Origin of the sequence: Amycolatopsis sp. NPDC059657 (assembly GCF_042734395.1) — a bacterium.
Lineage (GTDB): Bacteria > Actinomycetota > Actinomycetes > Mycobacteriales > Pseudonocardiaceae > Amycolatopsis.
This window is the reverse complement of the sequence record NZ_JBHWEB010000001.1, coordinates 1-16,904: the sequence shown is the minus strand read 5'-3', so window position 1 is coordinate 16,904 and position 16,904 is coordinate 1. Positions and strand designations below refer to the sequence as shown.

At 69.0% G+C, this 16,904-nt stretch carries 16 protein-coding genes; 4 read left to right on the top strand and 12 right to left on the bottom strand.

From position 1 onward, the window contains the following. Positions 1–171: 171 nt before the first annotated feature. Complete coding sequence (locus ACFV15_RS00080) at positions 172–1,926, top strand: HSP90 family protein (protein ID WP_378347892.1); 1,755 nt, start codon at positions 172–174, stop codon at positions 1,924–1,926. Beyond that, positions 1,923–4,529 carry a tetratricopeptide repeat protein gene (locus ACFV15_RS00075; protein WP_378347891.1) on the top strand — a complete coding sequence of 869 codons (2,607 nt, stop codon included), beginning with the start codon at positions 1,923–1,925 and terminating at the stop codon, positions 4,527–4,529. The genes ACFV15_RS00080 and ACFV15_RS00075 overlap by 4 nt, the downstream gene beginning before the upstream one ends. 521 nt (positions 4,530–5,050) lie before the next feature. Here ACFV15_RS00075 and ACFV15_RS00070 read toward each other — a convergent pair. From ACFV15_RS00070 to ACFV15_RS00020, 11 genes are all read right to left on the bottom strand, one after another. Continuing rightward, positions 5,051–5,698, bottom strand: coding sequence for a hypothetical protein (locus tag ACFV15_RS00070; protein WP_378347890.1), 648 nt, complete (start codon positions 5,696–5,698; stop codon positions 5,051–5,053). Positions 5,699–5,783: 85 nt separating this feature from the next. Beyond that, complete coding sequence (locus tag ACFV15_RS00065; RefSeq protein ID WP_378347889.1) at positions 5,784–6,656, bottom strand: DivIVA domain-containing protein; 873 nt, start codon at positions 6,654–6,656, stop codon at positions 5,784–5,786. A 52-nt stretch (positions 6,657–6,708) separates the two neighbouring features. Then, positions 6,709–6,993: a YggT family protein gene (locus tag ACFV15_RS00060; protein ID WP_091290819.1), complete on the bottom strand. Its 285-nt coding sequence runs from the start codon at positions 6,991–6,993 to the stop codon at positions 6,709–6,711. A gap of 106 nt (positions 6,994–7,099) precedes the next feature. Further along, positions 7,100–7,705 (bottom strand): cell division protein SepF, encoded by a 606-nt coding sequence (locus ACFV15_RS00055; RefSeq protein ID WP_378347888.1) that lies wholly within the window; start codon positions 7,703–7,705, stop codon positions 7,100–7,102. A 90-nt stretch (positions 7,706–7,795) separates the two neighbouring features. Further along, positions 7,796–8,524 carry a YggS family pyridoxal phosphate-dependent enzyme gene (locus tag ACFV15_RS00050; RefSeq protein WP_378347887.1) on the bottom strand — a complete coding sequence of 243 codons (729 nt, stop codon included), beginning with the start codon at positions 8,522–8,524 and terminating at the stop codon, positions 7,796–7,798. Then, positions 8,521–9,225: a peptidoglycan editing factor PgeF gene (gene pgeF, locus ACFV15_RS00045; protein ID WP_378347886.1), complete on the bottom strand. Its 705-nt coding sequence runs from the start codon at positions 9,223–9,225 to the stop codon at positions 8,521–8,523. Before pgeF ends, ACFV15_RS00050 begins: the two co-directional genes overlap by 4 nt. 94 nt (positions 9,226–9,319) lie before the next feature. Further along, positions 9,320–10,615, bottom strand: a complete 1,296-nt coding sequence (gene ftsZ, locus ACFV15_RS00040) for a cell division protein FtsZ (protein ID WP_378347885.1) — start codon at positions 10,613–10,615, stop codon at positions 9,320–9,322. Between the two features lie 186 nt (positions 10,616–10,801). Continuing rightward, positions 10,802–11,542 (bottom strand): anti-sigma factor domain-containing protein, encoded by a 741-nt coding sequence (locus ACFV15_RS00035; protein ID WP_378347884.1) that lies wholly within the window; start codon positions 11,540–11,542, stop codon positions 10,802–10,804. Then, positions 11,539–12,129 carry an ECF RNA polymerase sigma factor SigK gene (sigK, locus tag ACFV15_RS00030; RefSeq protein ID WP_378347883.1) on the bottom strand — a complete coding sequence of 197 codons (591 nt, stop codon included), beginning with the start codon at positions 12,127–12,129 and terminating at the stop codon, positions 11,539–11,541. The genes ACFV15_RS00035 and sigK overlap by 4 nt, the downstream gene beginning before the upstream one ends. Beyond that, the gene (locus ACFV15_RS00025; RefSeq protein ID WP_378348111.1) at positions 12,122–12,832 is read right to left on the bottom strand and encodes a DUF1365 domain-containing protein; all 711 of its coding nucleotides are present in this window, start codon (positions 12,830–12,832) and stop codon (positions 12,122–12,124) included. Before ACFV15_RS00025 ends, sigK begins: the two co-directional genes overlap by 8 nt. Next, on the bottom strand, positions 12,826–14,139 hold the full coding sequence (locus tag ACFV15_RS00020; RefSeq protein ID WP_378347882.1) for an NAD(P)/FAD-dependent oxidoreductase: 1,314 nt from the start codon (positions 14,137–14,139) through the stop codon (positions 12,826–12,828). The genes ACFV15_RS00025 and ACFV15_RS00020 overlap by 7 nt, the downstream gene beginning before the upstream one ends. Positions 14,140–14,177: 38 nt before the next feature. On the opposite strand from ACFV15_RS00020, the gene ACFV15_RS00015 reads away from it, so the two are divergent. Both ACFV15_RS00015 and ACFV15_RS00010 read left to right on the top strand, forming a co-directional pair. Then, positions 14,178–15,443, top strand: a complete 1,266-nt coding sequence (locus tag ACFV15_RS00015; RefSeq protein ID WP_378347881.1) for a class I SAM-dependent methyltransferase — start codon at positions 14,178–14,180, stop codon at positions 15,441–15,443. After that, the gene (locus ACFV15_RS00010) at positions 15,440–16,204 is read left to right on the top strand and encodes a DUF1295 domain-containing protein (RefSeq protein WP_378347880.1); all 765 of its coding nucleotides are present in this window, start codon (positions 15,440–15,442) and stop codon (positions 16,202–16,204) included. Before ACFV15_RS00015 ends, ACFV15_RS00010 begins: the two co-directional genes overlap by 4 nt. Here ACFV15_RS00010 and ACFV15_RS00005 read toward each other — a convergent pair. After that, positions 16,191–16,697: a DinB family protein gene (locus ACFV15_RS00005; RefSeq protein ID WP_378347879.1), complete on the bottom strand. Its 507-nt coding sequence runs from the start codon at positions 16,695–16,697 to the stop codon at positions 16,191–16,193. The two genes, ACFV15_RS00010 and ACFV15_RS00005, sit on opposite strands and share 14 nt — an antisense overlap. Between the last annotated feature and the right edge of the window lie 207 nt (positions 16,698–16,904).

The window sequence follows — 16,904 nt, the reverse complement described above, 5'->3', positions numbered from 1 at the left end:
CCGTACCCGTCCGGTTCTACTGGGGGCGCCGGCGCCCTGTTCTTCCGGAGGCTTCCCGGTGATGGCCGGATCAACGCCTTGTCTCTCTAGGTTAACGCCCACGGTAAAGCGGGTTTGCACAGGCCTGGTTATCGCTACGATGGGCGCACATCAATCAGGGGGACTTTCATTTTGAGCCGCACCTTTCAGGTGGATCTGCGCGGTGTCGTCGATCTGCTGAGCCAGCACCTGTACTCCAGCCCGCGCGTTTATGTCCGCGAGCTACTGCAGAACGCCGTCGACGCGGTCACCGCGCGCGGCGCCGAGTCCTCGATCGCGATCGCGGTCGGCGAGGGCACGCTCACGATCACCGACACCGGCATCGGCCTGTCCGAGGCGCAGGTGCACGAGCTGCTCGCGACCATCGGGCGCAGCTCGAAGCGCGACGACCTGGGTTTCGCGCGGCATGAGTTCCTCGGCCAGTTCGGCATCGGCCTGCTGTCGGCCTTCCTGGTCGCCGACGAGGTCCGCGTCGTCACCCGCTCGGCCACCGGCGCGCCCGCGGTCGCCTGGACCGGCCGCTCCGATGGGACCTACGCGATCGAGCCCGCCGAGCGGGACGCGATCGGCACCACGGTCACGCTGAAGGCGCGGCCGGGCGCCGAGCAGTGGCTGGTGCCCGAAACCGTCACCGACCTGGCGCGGCTGTACGGCTCGATGCTGCCATTCGAGGTCACGGTCAACGGCGTCGCCGTCACCACCGAGGTGCCGTGGCGGGCCGATGGCCGCTCGCCAGGGCACCGGCAGGCCGATCTGGTCGGGCACGCGCAGGAGCTGCTGGGCTTCACGCCGTTCGACGTGATCGAGCTGGACGTGCCCGAGGCCGGGCTGACCGGCGTCGCGTACGTGCTGCCGTTCCCCGCCAACCCGGCCGAGCACGCGGGGCACCGCGTGTACCTCAAGCGCATGCTGCTGGCCGAAAGCGCGACCAGCCTGCTGCCGGACTGGGCGTTCTTCGCCCGCTGCGTGGTCGACGCGAGCGAACTCAGGCCGACCGCGAGCCGTGAGGCACTTTACGACGACGGGCTGCTGGACGCGACCCGCGAAGCACTCGGCGACCGGCTGCGCGGCTGGCTCGTCGGGCTCGCGCGGACCAGCCCGGAGCGGCTGACCCGGTTCCTCGGCGTGCACCACCTGGGTGTCAAGGCGCTCGCGTTGCACGACGACGAGATGCTGCGGCTGGTCGAGCAGTGGTGGCCGATGGAGACCAACGTCGGCCGGATGACGCTCGCCGAGTTCCGCGCCCGCCACGGGCTGGTCCGCTACAGCGCGACCACCGACGAGTTCCGGCAGCTGGCCGGGGTCGCCGCGGCGCAGGACCTCGCGCTGGTCAACGGCGGGTACACCTACGACAGCGAGATCATCGAGCGGCTGCCGGGCATCGAGCCGGGGCTGACCGTCGAACGGCTCGACCCGAGCACGCTGGCGACGGCGTTCTCGCCGCTCGGCCGGGCGGAAGAGCTGGCCACGCGGCCGTTCGTCGGCTCGGCGCAGCGCAGCATGGACAAGCTCGGCTGCGAGGTCGTGCTGCGCGAGTTCGAACCGGCGTCGCTGCCCGTGCTGTATCTCGTGGACCGCTCGGCGGCCTTCCAGAGCGAACTGCGCGCGACCAAGGACAAAGTGGACGAACTGTGGGCGGGCGTGCTGTCGGCCTTCGAAAAGCCCGCTGACGATCGCCCGCAGCTGGTTCTCAATCACCGGAATCCTTTGGTACGGCGGATTTCCGCGTTGCGTGACGAGGCGCTGACCGCGCTCGCGGTCGAAGCGCTCTACGGCCAGGCGTTGCTGCTCGGCTACCACCCCATTCGCCCGGCCGACGCGGCACTGCTCAATCGGTCGTTCCTCGGCCTGCTCGATCAGGCCGTTCCCACGGAGGAGAACCGATGAGCGACGAGCAACTCTGGGAGCGCCTCTGGGCCGCCGAGCGGCTGCCGCACGGCAAGGGGCAGATCGCGGCGTTCGAAGAGGTGCTGCGCCGCGCCGACGCCGAGGGCTCCCCCGAGATCCAGTACGCCGTGCGGATCTTCATCACCAGCGCGTACCAGCAAGGTGGCGAGCCCGCGAAGGCGTTCGTGCCGTTCTCGTGGTGCCTCGCGATGCACGACCGCGGCGAGGCCGACTCCCGCTGGGACTCGAACCTGTTGTGGTACTTCAAGTTCATGGTCAGCTCGATGACCAACTTCCCGGAGATCCCGCTGGAGCGCACCTACGCGGTGCTCGACGACATGGAGCGGCGCTACCGGCTCGCCGGGCACACGATGAACCCGGTGCACCAGCACCGCGAGAGCGTCGCGCGCCACCTCGGCGACAAGGAGACCGCCGCCGAGCAGTACCGGCTCTGGAACGCCTCGCCGCGCGGCGAGATGTCCGACTGCGTCGGCTGCGAGCCGGACTCGAAGGTCGCGCACCTGAAATGGCTCGGCCGTCACGAGGAAGCCGTCCAGCTCGCGGAGCCCGTGCTCGCCGGCACGCTCACCTGCTCCGAGCAGCCGCACTCGATGCAGTCCTCACTGCTGCTCGCGTATGTCCACACTGGACGGCTTGCGGAAGCGGCGAGTGCGCACCGGCAGGCGTACCGTGCGATCCGTACCCAGCCCGCGTACCTGTACACGGTCGCCGAGCACATCGAATTCTGCGCGCTCACCGGTAATCCGGGCCGCGCGCTCGAACTGATCGAGCGTCATCTCGGCTGGCTGGCCGAGGCGCCGACCCCGATGGCGGAGATGACGTTCTGCGCCATGGCCGCGCTGGCGTTGCGGGTGGTCGCCGAATCAGGCCACGCCGACGCGGCCATCGAGCGGCCGGACGGCCCGGTCTCCGCCGGTGACCTGCTCGCGGAGCTCACGTCGCGGGCACTCGCCGTCGCGGCGCGCTTCGACGCCCGCAACGGGAATTCCACGCAGAGCTCCCAAATCCAGGCGATCCTCGACGCGCGTCCCCTGCTCGACAGGCTCCCGCTGTCCGGCCCGATGCCTTCGGTCCCCGAGCCGGTCGCGGTGTCCTATCCGGACAGTCCGGCTGAGCTGGCGACCTTGGCGGAGCACCAGTTCATGATCGACGACAACTCGGCGTCCGCCGTGACCTGGGCGCGCTTCGACGAGCTTCTCCCGGCCCCGGAAGGGGATCTGCTCGCACGCCGCCTGGTCGCCGCGGGCAGCCTGGTGGTGAACGAAGATCGCGACGCGGCGGGTCGGCACTGGACGCGGGCAGCCGAGGTCTACCGCGAACTCGGCAACGAGGTCCGCTACGAAGCCGTGCGTGCGCGTCTCGGCTTGCTGAGCTGCTTCGCGGGCGAGGGGCTCGACGACCTCACCGCGAGTGTCGAGCGCTTGGCCGGGCTTGGCGACGCGGAGCAGTACGCGTGGAGCCTGCTGCGGCTGGCGCAGGCCGCACTCGTCACCGGCGACCCCGACCGCGCGATGGCCACTCTCGACGAGGCACGCAAGCCCGCCGAAGAGGCGGACATCCCGCTGCTCACGGCCCAGCTCGTGAACCAGACGGCGGAGTTCTCCGCCGCGCTGGGCGAAGAGCTCACCATCGAGTCGATCGAGCTGCTCGAAGACGCGGCCGAACGTTTCCGCGCGGCGGGCGCCCCGATCCGCGCGACCGGGGCCACGCACACGCTGGCCAGGTTGAAGGCCGCGTTCGGCGACGTCGAAGCGGCCTACGGCCTGTTCCCCCAAGTGATCGCGGACTTCACCGCGTTCGGCAACCCGCTCGCCGCCGCCCAGGCACGGGTCGACTTCGGCGGGCTCTGTCTCCGCGCCGACCGCCCCGAAGAAGCCGCCGACGCACTCGAAGACGCGATCTCCGTGCTCAGCCGCCTCGAAGCGGACATCTCGCAGCCCCAGTTCCTGCTGGCCAAGGCCTACCGCGAACTGCGTCAGCCGGACCAGGCACTCGAGTTGCTCGACGAAGTCGCCGCGCTGTGTCTCGCCCAGGAGAACCAGGCGGGCGCTGGCCAGATGCACGACCTCTCCGGCGAGATCCTCGACGAACTCGACCGCGACGCCCAGGCGGCCGAGAGCTTCACCCGCGCCGCGGACCTCTTCGCCGAGTCAGGCTTCAGCGTCGACGAACTCCGCACCCGCCGCCGCGCGACCCTCTCCTGGCACTGGGCCCGCGACCAGGACAGGTCCCTCGCCGCACTCGCGGTCGCCGACGCACTCGCCGCCACGCTCCCTGCCGAGGATCCCCAAACCCTCTGGGAGCACTCGATGCTGAACTACGACGCCTCGCGCATCCTCGCCAACTTCGACCGCCCGGCCGAGGCCTTGCCCCGCATCGTGAAGGCGACCGAAGGCTTCGTCGCGTTGGAGGCGCTCACCGAGGTGGCGATCGCCGGCTCCCTCCACGGCCGGATCCTCCGCGACCTCGACCGCCCCGCCGAGGCCCGCGCGGTCCTCACCGACGCCTTGGCCGCCCTCCCCGCCGAAGCCACCCACCAGCGCGCCCAGCTCCAAGCCCTCCTCGACGACCTGACCCCCTAACCCCACGCCCCGAGCCAGGCCAGACCCGGCGCGCGACCGGCAAGCTCGCGTACGGGAACGGTCGGCACCCGTACCTGAGGAGTCGGCACCCGTACCTGAGGAGCCGGGTCGCGTGCCAGGAGGGTCGGCACGGGTACCCAGGGAGTCGGGATGCGGGTGCGCGACTGTTCACCACAAGGTGCCGGAACGTGGGACACGAGAGACCAGACGGTGGGACACGGCCTACCCCGACGTTCGACACGCCGCCCGGCCAACGCACCCGGCGTGTCCCACGCTCAGGTTTCTCGTGTCCTACGTCCGGGCCGGGTGTGCCGACTCCTCAGGCACGCGTGCCGACCGCCGGGGTACGCGAGCCGACTCTTCAGGCTCGCGCTCCGACTCTCTGTGTACGCCGCCGACTCCCCAGGCACACGTGTCGTCCATCCAGGTACGCGCGTCGTCCATCCGCGTGCGCGCGTCGTCCGGCCGGGGACGGAGAAGGCGAGGTTGGGCGGGCCCAGCGGGAAGCTTGGGCGCGAGGGTCAGCTGTCGGCCTTGGACTTCTTCTTGGTGCGGTGGGCTGTGGCGAGCTTGGCGTCGGGGCCGCAGCGGACGCAGGGGGTGAAGCCGAGTTCGCGGGCTTCGGAGACGCCGATCGGGATGAGGTCGCGGTCGGCGAGCCAGGTGCAGGCGCGGAGGTGGTAGCGGGGGTACTCGTCGACGACGACCACCTCGACGTCGAGTTCCGACACGATGAGCAGGTCGGCTGCGTCGGTGGGCTCTTCGCCGGGGTCGCCCTCGTCCTTCGCGCGGACCGGGGCCGCGACGGGCTCGACCTCAGGCTCGAGTTCGGGCTCTGGCTCCGGCTCTTCCGTGGACTCGACGACCGGTACGACCACGGTGTCGGCCGAGTCTTCGGCCGCGGATTCGTCGAGCTCGCCGGTGGCCGGGAGCAACGCCGTCTGCTCGGCGTCGTCCGAATCCTCGACGGTTTCCTCGGGCGTATCCACCGAGCCGGCCGCCTCAGCGGGTTTCCGGGACTTTCTGCGTAGCCAGTCGGCGAACAGGATGATCCCGGCCAGCACCGAGAGGCCGATCGAGATGTAGGCCCAGAGCGAATTGGCGGTGATGAGCGCCGTGACCAACAGCCCGAGAGCCGCCAGCACCAGTACGAGCACGATGTAGAGCACGGTGCATTACAACACGTGGACGCACGGAAACGGTTCCGACCCTCCGCAAGGAGTGCCGGAACCGTTTCCGTCAGTCAAGCAACTATCAGCCGGCTTCGGCGCGGGGGCCGAACGAGTAGCCCTGGCCACCGCCGCCGCTGCCACCGGATCCGCCCTGGCCCTGCTGGCCGGAACCCGGGGCCGCCGAAGCGGGTGCCGCTGATCCCCGATCGTCGAGTTCGCGGAGCTGGGACTCGAGGAACCCACGCAGCCGAGTGCGGTATTCCCGCTCTATGGTGCGCAGCTCTTCGATCTTCTTGCCCAGCGACGTCTTCTCGGCGTTGAGGTTGTTCATCGTCTCGGTGTACTTGCGCTGCGCCTCGCGATCCATGGTGGTCGCCTTGTCGCGCGCCTGCCGCTCCAGGGTCTCCGCCCTGGTCCGAGCGTCGTTCAGCATGGTCTCGGCACGCGTGCGCGCCTCGTTGACCATGGAGTCCGACTTCGAGCGGGCGTCGGAGAGCAGCTGCTCGGACTTGGTCCGGGCCTCCGCCAGCATCCCGTCGGACTCGGTCTTGGCCTCGGCCGTGAGCCGGTCGGCCATCTCCTGGGCCAGGCCCAGCACCTTGGCCGCCTGCACGTTGGGCTCGCCGTTGTCGCCGCCCATCATGTGCGACTGGGTCTGCTCCATCGCCGAAGCGGGTGGCGGCACCGGGGCAAGCCGCCGCGGCTCTTCACGCACCGGTGGCGGGGCTTGCACCGCGCTCACCTTCGCGTTCTCCAGCTCGCCGCGGGTGGACTCGAGCTCCGCATCGAGCTGCTCCACCTGCTGCCGGAGTTCGTTGTTGTCCTCGATCAACCTGGCAAGTTCGGTCTCCACCAAGTCGAGGAAGGCATCTACCTCGTCTTCGTTGTAGCCCCTTTTGCCAATAGGAGGCTTGCTGAACGCGACGTTATGCACGTCAGCGGGGGTCAACGACATCAGATCACCTCACGCACTCCATGGCCTGCAGGTCCACCCAAGCATCCCCGAGTCACTTGGGCGTCGCCAGTTGCATCGCTATGAACACAACCAACAGCAGCACCATAATCGATAAGTCCAGTCCGACGCCGCCAATCCGCACCATCGGGATTATCCGACGGACCAAACGGACCGGCGGGTCCGTAACTGTGTAGATGGTCTCCAGCGTTACCGCAACCCCTCCAGCGGGACGCCACTCGCGCGCGAAGGCGCGCACGAGCTCTATGACGACACGTGCTGTCAGCAACAACCAGAAGGCGAACAGCACGTACCAGACGATGAGCCAGACCAAATCCACGTCACCACTCTGCCATGGCTCAGCCCGGAAGACGCAGTTGGAGGGGTACTTCGTGGCTCTGAGTCGGTTTTCTCACGTTCCGTAGCCGACGGCGTGTCGGTGTGGATCAACCGCGGAGGAACAGTCCGCCCTCGGCGATCCGGCGGCGATCCTCGGCGGTGACGTCGACATCCGGCGGTGAGAGAAGGAACACCTTGTTCGTCACCTTGTCCATCGAGCCACGCAACGCGAACGCGAGCCCGGCCGCGAAGTCGACGAGACGCTTGGCGTCCGCGTTCTCCATCTCGGTGAGGTTCATGATCACCGGGATGCCCTCGCGGTAGTGCTCGCCGATCGCCCGCGCCTCGGCGTAGTTCGTCGGGTGCAGCGTGGTGATGCGGCTCAGCGCGTCACGCATCGGCGGCTTCGCGGGCTCCATGACCGGCCGCAGCCTGGCCACCGGCTCGGGCTGACGATCGACGGCGAGCGCGCCGTGCGTCGACGGCTCCGGCAGCGAAGTGCGGGGACGCGTGCGGACGGCGGGCTCATAACCCTCGTCGTCGATGGCGCGGTACCTGGTGCGCTGGCGCGGTTGCTCTTCGTAGTCGTCGTAGGAGTCGTCGGCATACGAGCCACGCCGGTAATCCTCGTCGGCACCGTCTTCGTACTCGTACCCGTCGTCATCGGCGGGGACCATGCCGAAGTAGGCCTTCAGCTTCTGTAGCGCGCTCATGCCCTCTCCCTAGCCTCGCCGCTCCCGCACCGTGCTACCCGGCTCGGCGGACGTTCAAACTTTTTCCCCTCGCCGCCGGGCCGATACTCCCTAAGGCGAGGCTAAACCGCGCCTGCCGAGCAGCGCGGTTCCGACACGCACACAGGTCGAGCCCGCCGCGATCGCTTGCTCCAGATCATTGCTCATTCCAGCGGAAAGCTCACGGGCATTTGGGTGATCTTGGCGTAGCCGCTCGCTTGCTTGCCCCAACGTGTGAAACGCCTTGTCCAGGTCAGCACCGATGGGCGCGACGGCCATCAGGCCGCCGAGATTCAAATCACCCGTAAGAGTGATCTCCTCCGCCAGCGCCGAAATCTGCCCGATGGGGCAGCCTCCGCGCGCCGGGTCGCCGTCGATGCTCACTTGGATCAAGACGTCCAAAGGCGCCGTGCGTTGCCCTTCGTCGAGGGCGCTTCGGACCGCTTTCGCGAGCGCGGCCGCGAGCCTCGGCGAATCCACGGATTGGACCTCGTCGGCCCACCGGGCGACCGAACGCGCCTTGTTCCGCTGCACTGACCCGACCATGTGCCACCTGATGGCCGCGTCCGGCCGCAGCACGGCCATCTCGGCGACCTTGACGCTGGCGTCCTGATCGCGGTTTTCAGCCATGTGGGTTACACCGAGATCGGCCAGGAGCGCCGCGTCGGACGCCGGGAAGGTCTTGGTGACGGCGAGCAGCCGGACCTCGTCACGGGCGCGCCCGGCCGCCGCGCACGCGCGGGCGATGCGGTCCTCGACTTCGGCGAGGTTCGCCTCGAGCTCGGCGAGCCGCTCGCTCATGCCTCGATCCACGTGATCGCGGCGACGCGGCCCGTGGTGCCGTCGCGGCGGAAGCTGAAGAGGGTCTTGTCCTCATTGGTGCAGCGCGGGTCGACGCCGATCTTTCCGACGCCGAGATCCGCCAGCTGACGCCAGAGACCGGCGCGCAGGTCGAGGCCGGAGGTGCCCTTGCGGGTCTTGCAGGCGCTGCCCGGCACATGCTTCTCGACGTCGGCCGCCATATCGGCGGGGACCTCGTAGCAGTCGCCGCAGATCGCCGGGCCGAGCAAGGCCTCGATGCGATGCGGCTCGGCACCCGCCTTGACCATCGCCTCGACGGCCGCGGGAACGACGCCGACCCGGGTGCCGACGCGGCCCGCGTGCACCGCCGACACGACTCCGGCTTCGGAGTCGGCCAGCAGCAAGGGCACGCAGTCCGCGACGAGCACGACCAGGGCGACGCCGGGCTGAGCAGTCACGAGCGCGTCGGTCGCTTCCGCGGCCGAGGTCTCGGACCCGTCGACCGTGGTCACGGTGCGGCCGTGGACCTGCTCCATCCAGGAGAGCCTGTCCTCGGCCAGCCCGAGCTCGGCCGCGAGCCGCTTGCGGTTCGCGTACACGGCGCCCTCGTCGTCGCCGACGTGGTCACCGAGGTTGAACGTGTCGTACGGAGCGCGTGACGCCCCGCCCGCACGAGTCGTCACTACCCTGCGAATCTTCACGCTTTCGACCCTATCGCTGACAAAGCAAAGGCTCGTGAGTGTCGCCGACGGTTCTCACCGGCGGGCACACTCACGAGCCTTGAGCTGCGGAAACTTACCGGCGCATGAAGGGCGGCACGTCGACGTCGTCATCGGACGGGTCGTCCTGCACCGGCATCGCCCGTCCCGGCAGGCTGCCCGTTCCCGAGGTGTTGCGCGGGGCCGGGTAGCCACGCGAGTTGCCCGGCTGCGGCAGGCCGCCGGACATCGACCCGGTCGAGCCGACCGGGGTGTGCGTGCGCGGCGGGGCGACCGGGTAGCCGTTGCTGGTCGTCTGCTGCGAAGGCGTGGTGTTCGAGCCGACCGGGGTCGCGCCCTGGCCGACGTGACCGGAGGTGGCCGACGCGGTCGAGCTGCTGCGTGCCGACGCGAAGGTCGACGGGTCCAGCTTCTTGTGCGTCGGTGTGCCCGCGTCGAACCCGGCCGCGATGACCGTGACCCTGACCTCGTCGCCGAGCGAGTCGTCGATGATCGTGCCGAAGATGATGTTGGCGTCCGGGTGTGCGGACTCCTGCACCAGCGAGGCGGCCTCGTTGATCTCGAACAGGCCCAGGTCGGAGCCGCCCGCGATCGACAGCAGCGCGCCGTGCGCGCCGTCCATCGACGCTTCGAGCAGCGGCGAGTTGATCGCCTTTTCGGCTGCTTGGATCGCCCGGCCCTCGCCGCGCGCCGAACCGATGCCCATCAGCGCGGAGCCCGCGCCGGACATGACGCTCTTGACGTCGGCGAAGTCCAGGTTGATCAGGCCGGGGGTGGTGATCAGGTCGGTGATGCCCTGGACACCGGAGAGCAGCACCTCGTCCGCCGAGCGGAAGGCGTCCATCAGCGAGACGCCGATGTCGCCGAGCTGCAGCAGCCGGTCGTTGGGGATGACGATGAGCGTGTCGCACTCGTTGCGCAGCGCCTGGATGCCGTCCTCGGCCTGCTTGCCGCGGCGCTTGCCCTCGAAGGTGAAAGGCCTGGTGACCACACCGATGGTCAGCGCGCCCAGCTTGCGGGCGATCTGCGCGACCACGGGAGCGCCACCGGTGCCGGTGCCACCACCCTCACCGGCGGTCACGAACACCATGTCGGCGCCCTTGATGACCTCTTCGATCTCTTCGCGGTGGTCCTCGGCGGCCTTCTGCCCCACCTCGGGGGCGGCGCCGGCTCCCAGGCCGCGGGTCAGTTCGCGGCCGATGTCGAGTTTCACGTCGGCATCGGACATGAGCAGTGCTTGAGCGTCGGTGTTCACCGCGATGAACTCGACACCCTTGAGGCCGACCTCGATCATGCGGTTCACGGCGTTCACGCCGCCGCCGCCGATACCGACGACCTTGATCACCGCAAGGTAGTTGTGCGGGGGCGTCATCGGGTCCGCCTTCCTTTTCGTTCTGCCCGTACAGCCACGCTGGCAGCGTCGAACCCTCGACCTAAACCCTAGGCTGAGAGTTATGTCAACCACCTGCGTTGACTGGAAGGTAGGTAAAAGGAGGCCTTTAATCCAGTTGCCACGCCGTGTGTCGTCAAAACTGTTTCGCCACAGGGTTTTTCGTCATCAAGCCGTGAAAACCCGCAAAAACGGGTCGGTGGTCGGTTCCGGTGACCCGCCAGGCGGCTCCAAAGTGACCGCGACCTGCGTGGTTCCGGTGAGACCGCTGGCCAGCACGAGCTGCCCGCCCGCGGCTTTCGGCAGCACACCGGCCGAGCGCGCCTTGCCGTCCTGGATCAGCCACACCTGGTAATCCCGGTCGCCGGGACTGGGCAGCTTCGACGCCATGAACATCATCTTGTCCAGCGAAGGCGACATGACGACCGTCCCGCCGCCACCGATCGCCGACCGCCCGTGCAGGGTCTGCGCGTCCGGCGCGGCGAGCAGTTCGGCCACCGGCGCGTACTTGGACTGCGCGGTCTCGAGCCGGTTCTGCGTGTTGAGCGCGATCCCGCCGAAGACACCGGCCAGCGCCAGCCCGATCACCGCCGCGGCGGTGCTCAGGATGAGCGCCCAGCGCGGCACCCTGGCCGCCGTGCGGACGGACTCCTCCGGCTCCGGCCGCGCGGTCGGCGGTTCCTGCCTGGTCGCGCGGACCTCGGCGAGCACGCGTGCTTTGAGCTGCGGGCTCGTCTGCTCCTCCGCGACGGCCGCGCCGAGCCTGGCCGCGGTCGCGCGGAGTTCGCGGACCTCCTGCGCACAGGACTCGCACTCCTCGATATGCCGTTGGAAGCGCGCCCTTTCGTGCTCGGACAACGCGTTCACGGCGAAAGCACCCGCGAGCGTGTGCATCTCCGGTGAGCTCATGCCGTCACCCCCAGACAGTCACGCAGCCGGATCAGCCCGTCACGAAGCCGCGTCTTGATGGTTCCCTGCGGGGTCGACAGCACCTCGGCGACCTCGCGATAGGTGTAGCCCTGGTAGTACGCGAGCAGCACCGATTCCCGTTGCAGCTCGGTCAGGTTCGACAGGCATTTGCGCACCTGCGAGCGTTCCCAGCGCGAGGTGACCGCCTCGGCCACCTCGTCGAAGGGACGGTTCCTGGCGGCCTCGAAGGTCGCCTTCTGCTCGCGGTCGGTGCTCGCGCGCGCCGAGCGCACCCGGTCGACCGCGCGCCGGTGCGCGAGGGTGAGCGCCCAGTTCAGCGCGCTCCCCTTGTCCGGCGAATACCGCGTGGCGGTCTTCCAGAGTTCGACGAGCACCTCCTGCGCGACCTCTTCGGACTGCGCGCCGTCGCGCACGACCCGGCGCACCAGGCCGAGCACCGGCCCGGCGAGCTTGTCGTAGAGCTGCTCGAACGCGCGCTCGTCGCCCTTAGCGACCCGCACGAGCAGGTCCTCGGCGCTCGGCCCCGACGGGACCGGGGCGATGCGGGACCGTACCGGCTCATCCATTGCTCGTCTCCCGGATCAGCGGTGCCTTCTTCAACCAGAGTGTGATGCCGTGCTTGCGGATCAGCGCGGCGACCCGCTGCGGCAGCAGCGGCCTCGCCAGCAGCAGGCGGACGAGTGCCCGGCGGCCCGCCGGGCGGCGCACCCCGCGAAGGGTAGCCGTGAGCACGGTGTCCCCGCGCTGCCGCAACGCCACGGTGACCGCGAGGAACGCCTCCGGCCGCGGCAGGTGCATCCGGTACTCCCCCTCCATCGACTGGAACGGCGACACGTAGAACTCCTTGTCCGCGCGCGCCGAGCCGTCGTAGTCGGGATGGAGCAGGTACGCGTGGCGGCCCTTGTAGGTGTTGTGCACCTCGGCGACGACGCAGGCGAGTTCGCCGTCCGGGTAGTGGCACCAGTAGACGGTGATCGGGTTGAACACGTAGCCGAGCACGCGCGCGCTCGCGAGCATCGCGACCTTGCCGCCGCGCAGGTCGACATCGCGGGTGGCCAGCCAGGCGTCCAGTTTGGACCGGATGCTGCCGGGGTCGCCGGGTCCAAAGTGGTCACGGCCGTCGAAGCCGGCGAACGGCTTGAGGTACCACGGAAGTTCGGGCAGCGCGTCGAGATCGACGAGCCACAGGTAGATCTGGTGCGCGAAGGAGTGCGGCGGGTCGATCCGCCGCACATGCGCGACCGTGGCGTCGTAGAGCGCGGTCACCAGTCCACTCCGAACGATGCCGCGGCGCGCACACCCGACGCGCAGCCGTCCTCGTGGAAACCCCAGCCCTGGTAGGCGCCCGCGAAGGCGAGCTTGCCGTCGTTGAGCTCGGGCAGCCGGCGCTGGGCCGCGACGGACTCGGGCGTGTAGACCGGGTGTTCGTAGTTCATCTTCGCGATGACGGACGCCGCGGGCGGCGGGGCGGCCGGGTTGAGCGTGACGACGTACCCCTTCGGTTCCTTCAGGCACATCAGGCGGTTCATGTCGTAGCTGACCTGGACTGCGCCGTCGTGCGCGCCGCATTCGGCCGCCGAGTAGTTCCAGCCCGCCCGCGCGGCCTGCGCCGACGGGAGGATCGCGTCGTGCGTGTGCAGCCAGGCTTCGTTGGCGGAGTAGCGGAACGCGCCGAGCAGCTCGGACTCGGCGGCCGTGGGCTTGGCGAGCATCCCCAAAGCCTGGTCCGCGTGTGCCGCGATGACCACATGGTCCAGCGAGTGCACGGTGTCGGCGTCGTCGCGGACCTCCACGCCCCAGACCGTGCGCGAGACGCTGCGGACCGGTGTGGACAGATGCACGGCGGTGAGCTGCTTCGCCGCGCGTTCGACGTACTCGCGGGAGCCGCCGGTGACCGTGCGCCAGCGCGGTGAATCGCCGATCGAGAGCATGCCGTGGTTGCGCAGGAACTCGAAGAGGTACCGCGCGGGGTAACGCAGGGTGTCCTTGCGGTCGGCCGACCACACGGTCGAGACCACCGGAAGCATGAAATGGTCGACGAAGTACTTCGTGTACCCGCCGATCGCGAGGAACGCGCCGATCGTGACGTCGCCGGTGTCCGGCGCGCGCAGCAGCCGGTGCGCGTGCAGGTGGAAGCGCTTGACCTCGGCGAGCATGCGCAGGTACTTCGCGCGGCCCAGGTTGCGCGGCTGGGCGAACATGCCGCGCACGCCCTTGGCGCCCGCGTACTGCAGGCCGCAGCCGTCGCAGCGGATGCTCATCGACATCTCGGTGTCCTGCGTGCGCACGCCGAGTTCGCCGAAGAGCCGCAGCAGGTACGGGTATGTCCGCTTGTTGTGCACGATGAACCCGGAGTCGACGCCGATGGTGCCGCCGTGCGCGCTGGGCACGTCGTGCGTGTGGGCGTGCCCGCCGAGCCGGTCGTCGGCCTCGAACAACAGGACGTCGTAGCGCCGTTGCAGCAGGTAGGCCGCGGTCAGTCCGGCCACCCCGCCGCCGACCACGCCGATGCGTTGCTTGGATGTCTGCACGAAGGTGTTTCGGAGCGGGTCCGCGCGTGGATTGGATCGGGTCACGGACCAATCCGCTCGCCGCCGGGTGCCGAATCACGGCTATGCCGAACAGCAGCTGTCATCGTCTGGTGGATTTCGTGGAGAAGCTTCTCGGTGTCGCGCTCCCGGTGGGCCTTCGCACCTGGGACGGCGTGCGGATCGGTCCGTCCGACGCGCCGACCGTGGTGCTCCGGAACCGCAGGGCGCTGCGCAGGCTGCTCTACTCCCCCGGCGAGCTCGGGCTCGCCCGCGCGTACGTCTCCGGCGATCTCGACGTCGAAGGTGATCTCACCGAGGGTTTCCGGCGGATCTGGGCGCTCACCCGGTCGGGTGCGCTCAACCGGGTGCGGCTCGGACCGCGCGAGTGGGCCGAAGCCGTCCGCCTGGCGGCCTCGCTGGGCGTGCTCGGGCTGCCGCCGCGTCCGCCGGCCGAGGAGGCGCGGCTGAAGGGCCGGTTGCACAGCCTCTTGCGTGACAAGGCCGCGATCGCACACCACTACGACACGAGCAATGCCTTCTATCAGCTGTTACTCGACGAATCCATGGCCTACTCGTCCGCGTACTTCCGGTTCGAAGAGACCTCGCTGGCGCAAGCGCAATGGGACAAGCTGGAGATGATCTGCCGCAAGCTGGGCCTCCAGCCGGGCATGCGCCTGCTGGACGTCGGCTGCGGCTGGGGCTCGCTGCTCGTCCACGCCGCGAAACATCACGGCGTCGAAGCCGTCGGCATCACGCTGTCCGCCGAGCAGCTGGAGCACATCCGGGTGCGGCTCGCCGAGCACGATCTCACCGATCGGGTGGAAGTACGCCGCCAGGACTACCGCGAACTGGCCGACGAGCCGTTCGACGCCGTCGCGTCCATAGAGATGGGCGAGCACGTCGGCGAGGACAACTACCCGACGTACACGAACACGCTGTTCCGCATGCTCAAACCCACCGGCAGGCTCGTGTTGCAGCAGATGTCGCGCGGCGCGGTGGCACCCGGGGGCGGTGCGTTCATCGAGCGGTACATCGCTCCGGACATGACCATGCGGCCGCTGTCCCGGACGTTGGGGCACCTCGAGTCCGCAGGCTTCGAAATCCGCGATGTGCACGCGATGCGTGAGCACTATGTCGACACTGTGCGTGCTTGGACTGCCACACTGGAGTCGCGCTGGGATGATGCGGTGGCGTTGATCGGCGAAGCGGGCGCGCGCGTGTGGCGCCTGTACCTCGTCGGCGGTGCGATGGCCTTCGAAGAGAACAGGATGGGCGTGGATCAGATTCTCGCGGTGCGGCCGACGGATGAGGGATCGAGCGGGATGCCGGCCACCCGCGACTTCGGATGATCGGCACGACACTGGCGGTCAACGCGGGCGTCACGCTCGTGGCGGTGACACTGACGTTCGGCATCGCCGTGGCGCGCAAGCGCTGGGACACCATCGACACCTTCTGGGGCCTCGGCTTCGCGATCGTCGCGGTGACGAGTTTCCTGGTCGCGGACACGCCGTTCGTGGTGATGGCGCTGACCGTGGTCTGGGGTGTCCGGCTGGCGGTGCATCTCCATCTGCGCAACCACGGCCTCCCGGAGGACCCGCGCTACGTGAAGATGGCCAAGCGGATGGGCCCGAACCCGGCGTTGCCGATGTTCCTGCGGGTGTACCTGCTGCAAGCGGTGATCCTGTGGTTCGTCTCGCTGCCGGTCCAGCTCGCTTCCGGCTGGGGCTGGGTGAGCTGGCTCGGTGTGGTGGTGTGGATCGTCGGGTTCGCGTTCGAGGCCGTCGGCGACGACCAGCTGCGCCGCTTCAAGGCCGCCCCGGAGAACAAGGGCAAGGTCCTCGACACCGGTCTGTGGCGCTACACCCGGCATCCCAACTACTTCGGCGACGCCTGCCTCTGGTGGGGCCTGTACCTCATGGCGTGCACCACCTGGGCGGGCGCGGCGACCGTGCTGTCCCCGATCGCGATGACCTACCTGCTGGCGAAGGGCACCGGGAAACCGTTGCTGGAAAAGGGCATGCGGCGTTCCCGGCCCGGCTACGCCTACTACGTCGAGCGCACCAGCGGCTTCTTCCCGTTGCCACCGCGCAAGAACGTCACTCCCCGGTAAGCCCGTCGGTCAGTTCCCGCAGCAGATCGAGGTGACCGGCGTGCCGGGCGGTCTCCTCGATCATGTGCGTGACGACCCAGCGCACGTTCACCCGCTTGTCCCGGTACGGCACCTCGTGGTCGAAGCCGAGCTTGGCCACGATCTCGCTGCAGCGCAGGCATTCCTTCTCGTAGTCGTCGATGATCTGGCTCAGCGGCTTGTCGAGCGCTTCGCGGAACTCGGCGTCCGGGTCTTCGTCGAGCCGCTCCTTCCAGCTGTCCTCTTCCCCGTTGAGTACGACACCGAACCAGTAGTTCTCGACGAGGTACAGGTGGTTCACGATCCCCGCGATCGTGAACAGCTTGCTGGGCAGGAGGGTTTGGCGGGCCTGCTCGTCCGTGAGCCCCCTCACCTTCCACACCACGGTGGCGCGCAGGAAGTCGAGGAAGCCGGTCAGCTGGGCGCGCTCATCCCCGACCATCTCGGGTTCGGGACGCTTGGGTTCTGCACTCATGCCCCGCAGTCTGCCCGAGGGGTCCGACACTTCGTACCGAGTTTCGCGCCACTTCGCCTGACCGAGGTCGTGAGCGTTCCCGACGGCTATTGCGCGGAAAGCCGAATGTGGCTGGCTGGTGAGGGACTCCTTCACCAAGTCCGGCGGGGGGGGCAAGCCTCGGGCGGGCTTGAGGTGAGGGGGCCGTTGGGTGCGTAGTACGCACCC

What these genes read in the sequence shown, in the direction of transcription:
- ACFV15_RS00075 (WP_378347891.1), top strand. Translation starts at nt 1,923, where the DNA reads ATGAGCGACGAGCAACTCTGGGAGCGCCTCTGGGCCGCCGAGCGGCTG.
- ACFV15_RS00065 (WP_378347889.1), bottom strand. Translation starts at nt 6,656, where the DNA reads ATGTCGTTGACCCCCGCTGACGTGCATAACGTCGCGTTCAGCAAGCCT.
- ACFV15_RS00055 (WP_378347888.1), bottom strand. Translation starts at nt 7,705, where the DNA reads ATGAGCGCGCTACAGAAGCTGAAGGCCTACTTCGGCATGGTCCCCGCC.
- ACFV15_RS00050 (WP_378347887.1), bottom strand. Translation starts at nt 8,524, where the DNA reads ATGAGCGAGCGGCTCGCCGAGCTCGAGGCGAACCTCGCCGAAGTCGAG.
- ftsZ (WP_378347885.1), bottom strand. Translation starts at nt 10,615, where the DNA reads ATGACGCCCCCGCACAACTACCTTGCGGTGATCAAGGTCGTCGGTATC.
- ACFV15_RS00035 (WP_378347884.1), bottom strand. Translation starts at nt 11,542, where the DNA reads ATGAGCTCACCGGAGATGCACACGCTCGCGGGTGCTTTCGCCGTGAAC.
- sigK (WP_378347883.1), bottom strand. Translation starts at nt 12,129, where the DNA reads ATGGATGAGCCGGTACGGTCCCGCATCGCCCCGGTCCCGTCGGGGCCG.
- ACFV15_RS00015 (WP_378347881.1), top strand. Translation starts at nt 14,178, where the DNA reads ATGCCGAACAGCAGCTGTCATCGTCTGGTGGATTTCGTGGAGAAGCTT.
- ACFV15_RS00010 (WP_378347880.1), top strand. Translation starts at nt 15,440, where the DNA reads ATGATCGGCACGACACTGGCGGTCAACGCGGGCGTCACGCTCGTGGCG.
- ACFV15_RS00005 (WP_378347879.1), bottom strand. Translation starts at nt 16,697, where the DNA reads ATGAGTGCAGAACCCAAGCGTCCCGAACCCGAGATGGTCGGGGATGAG.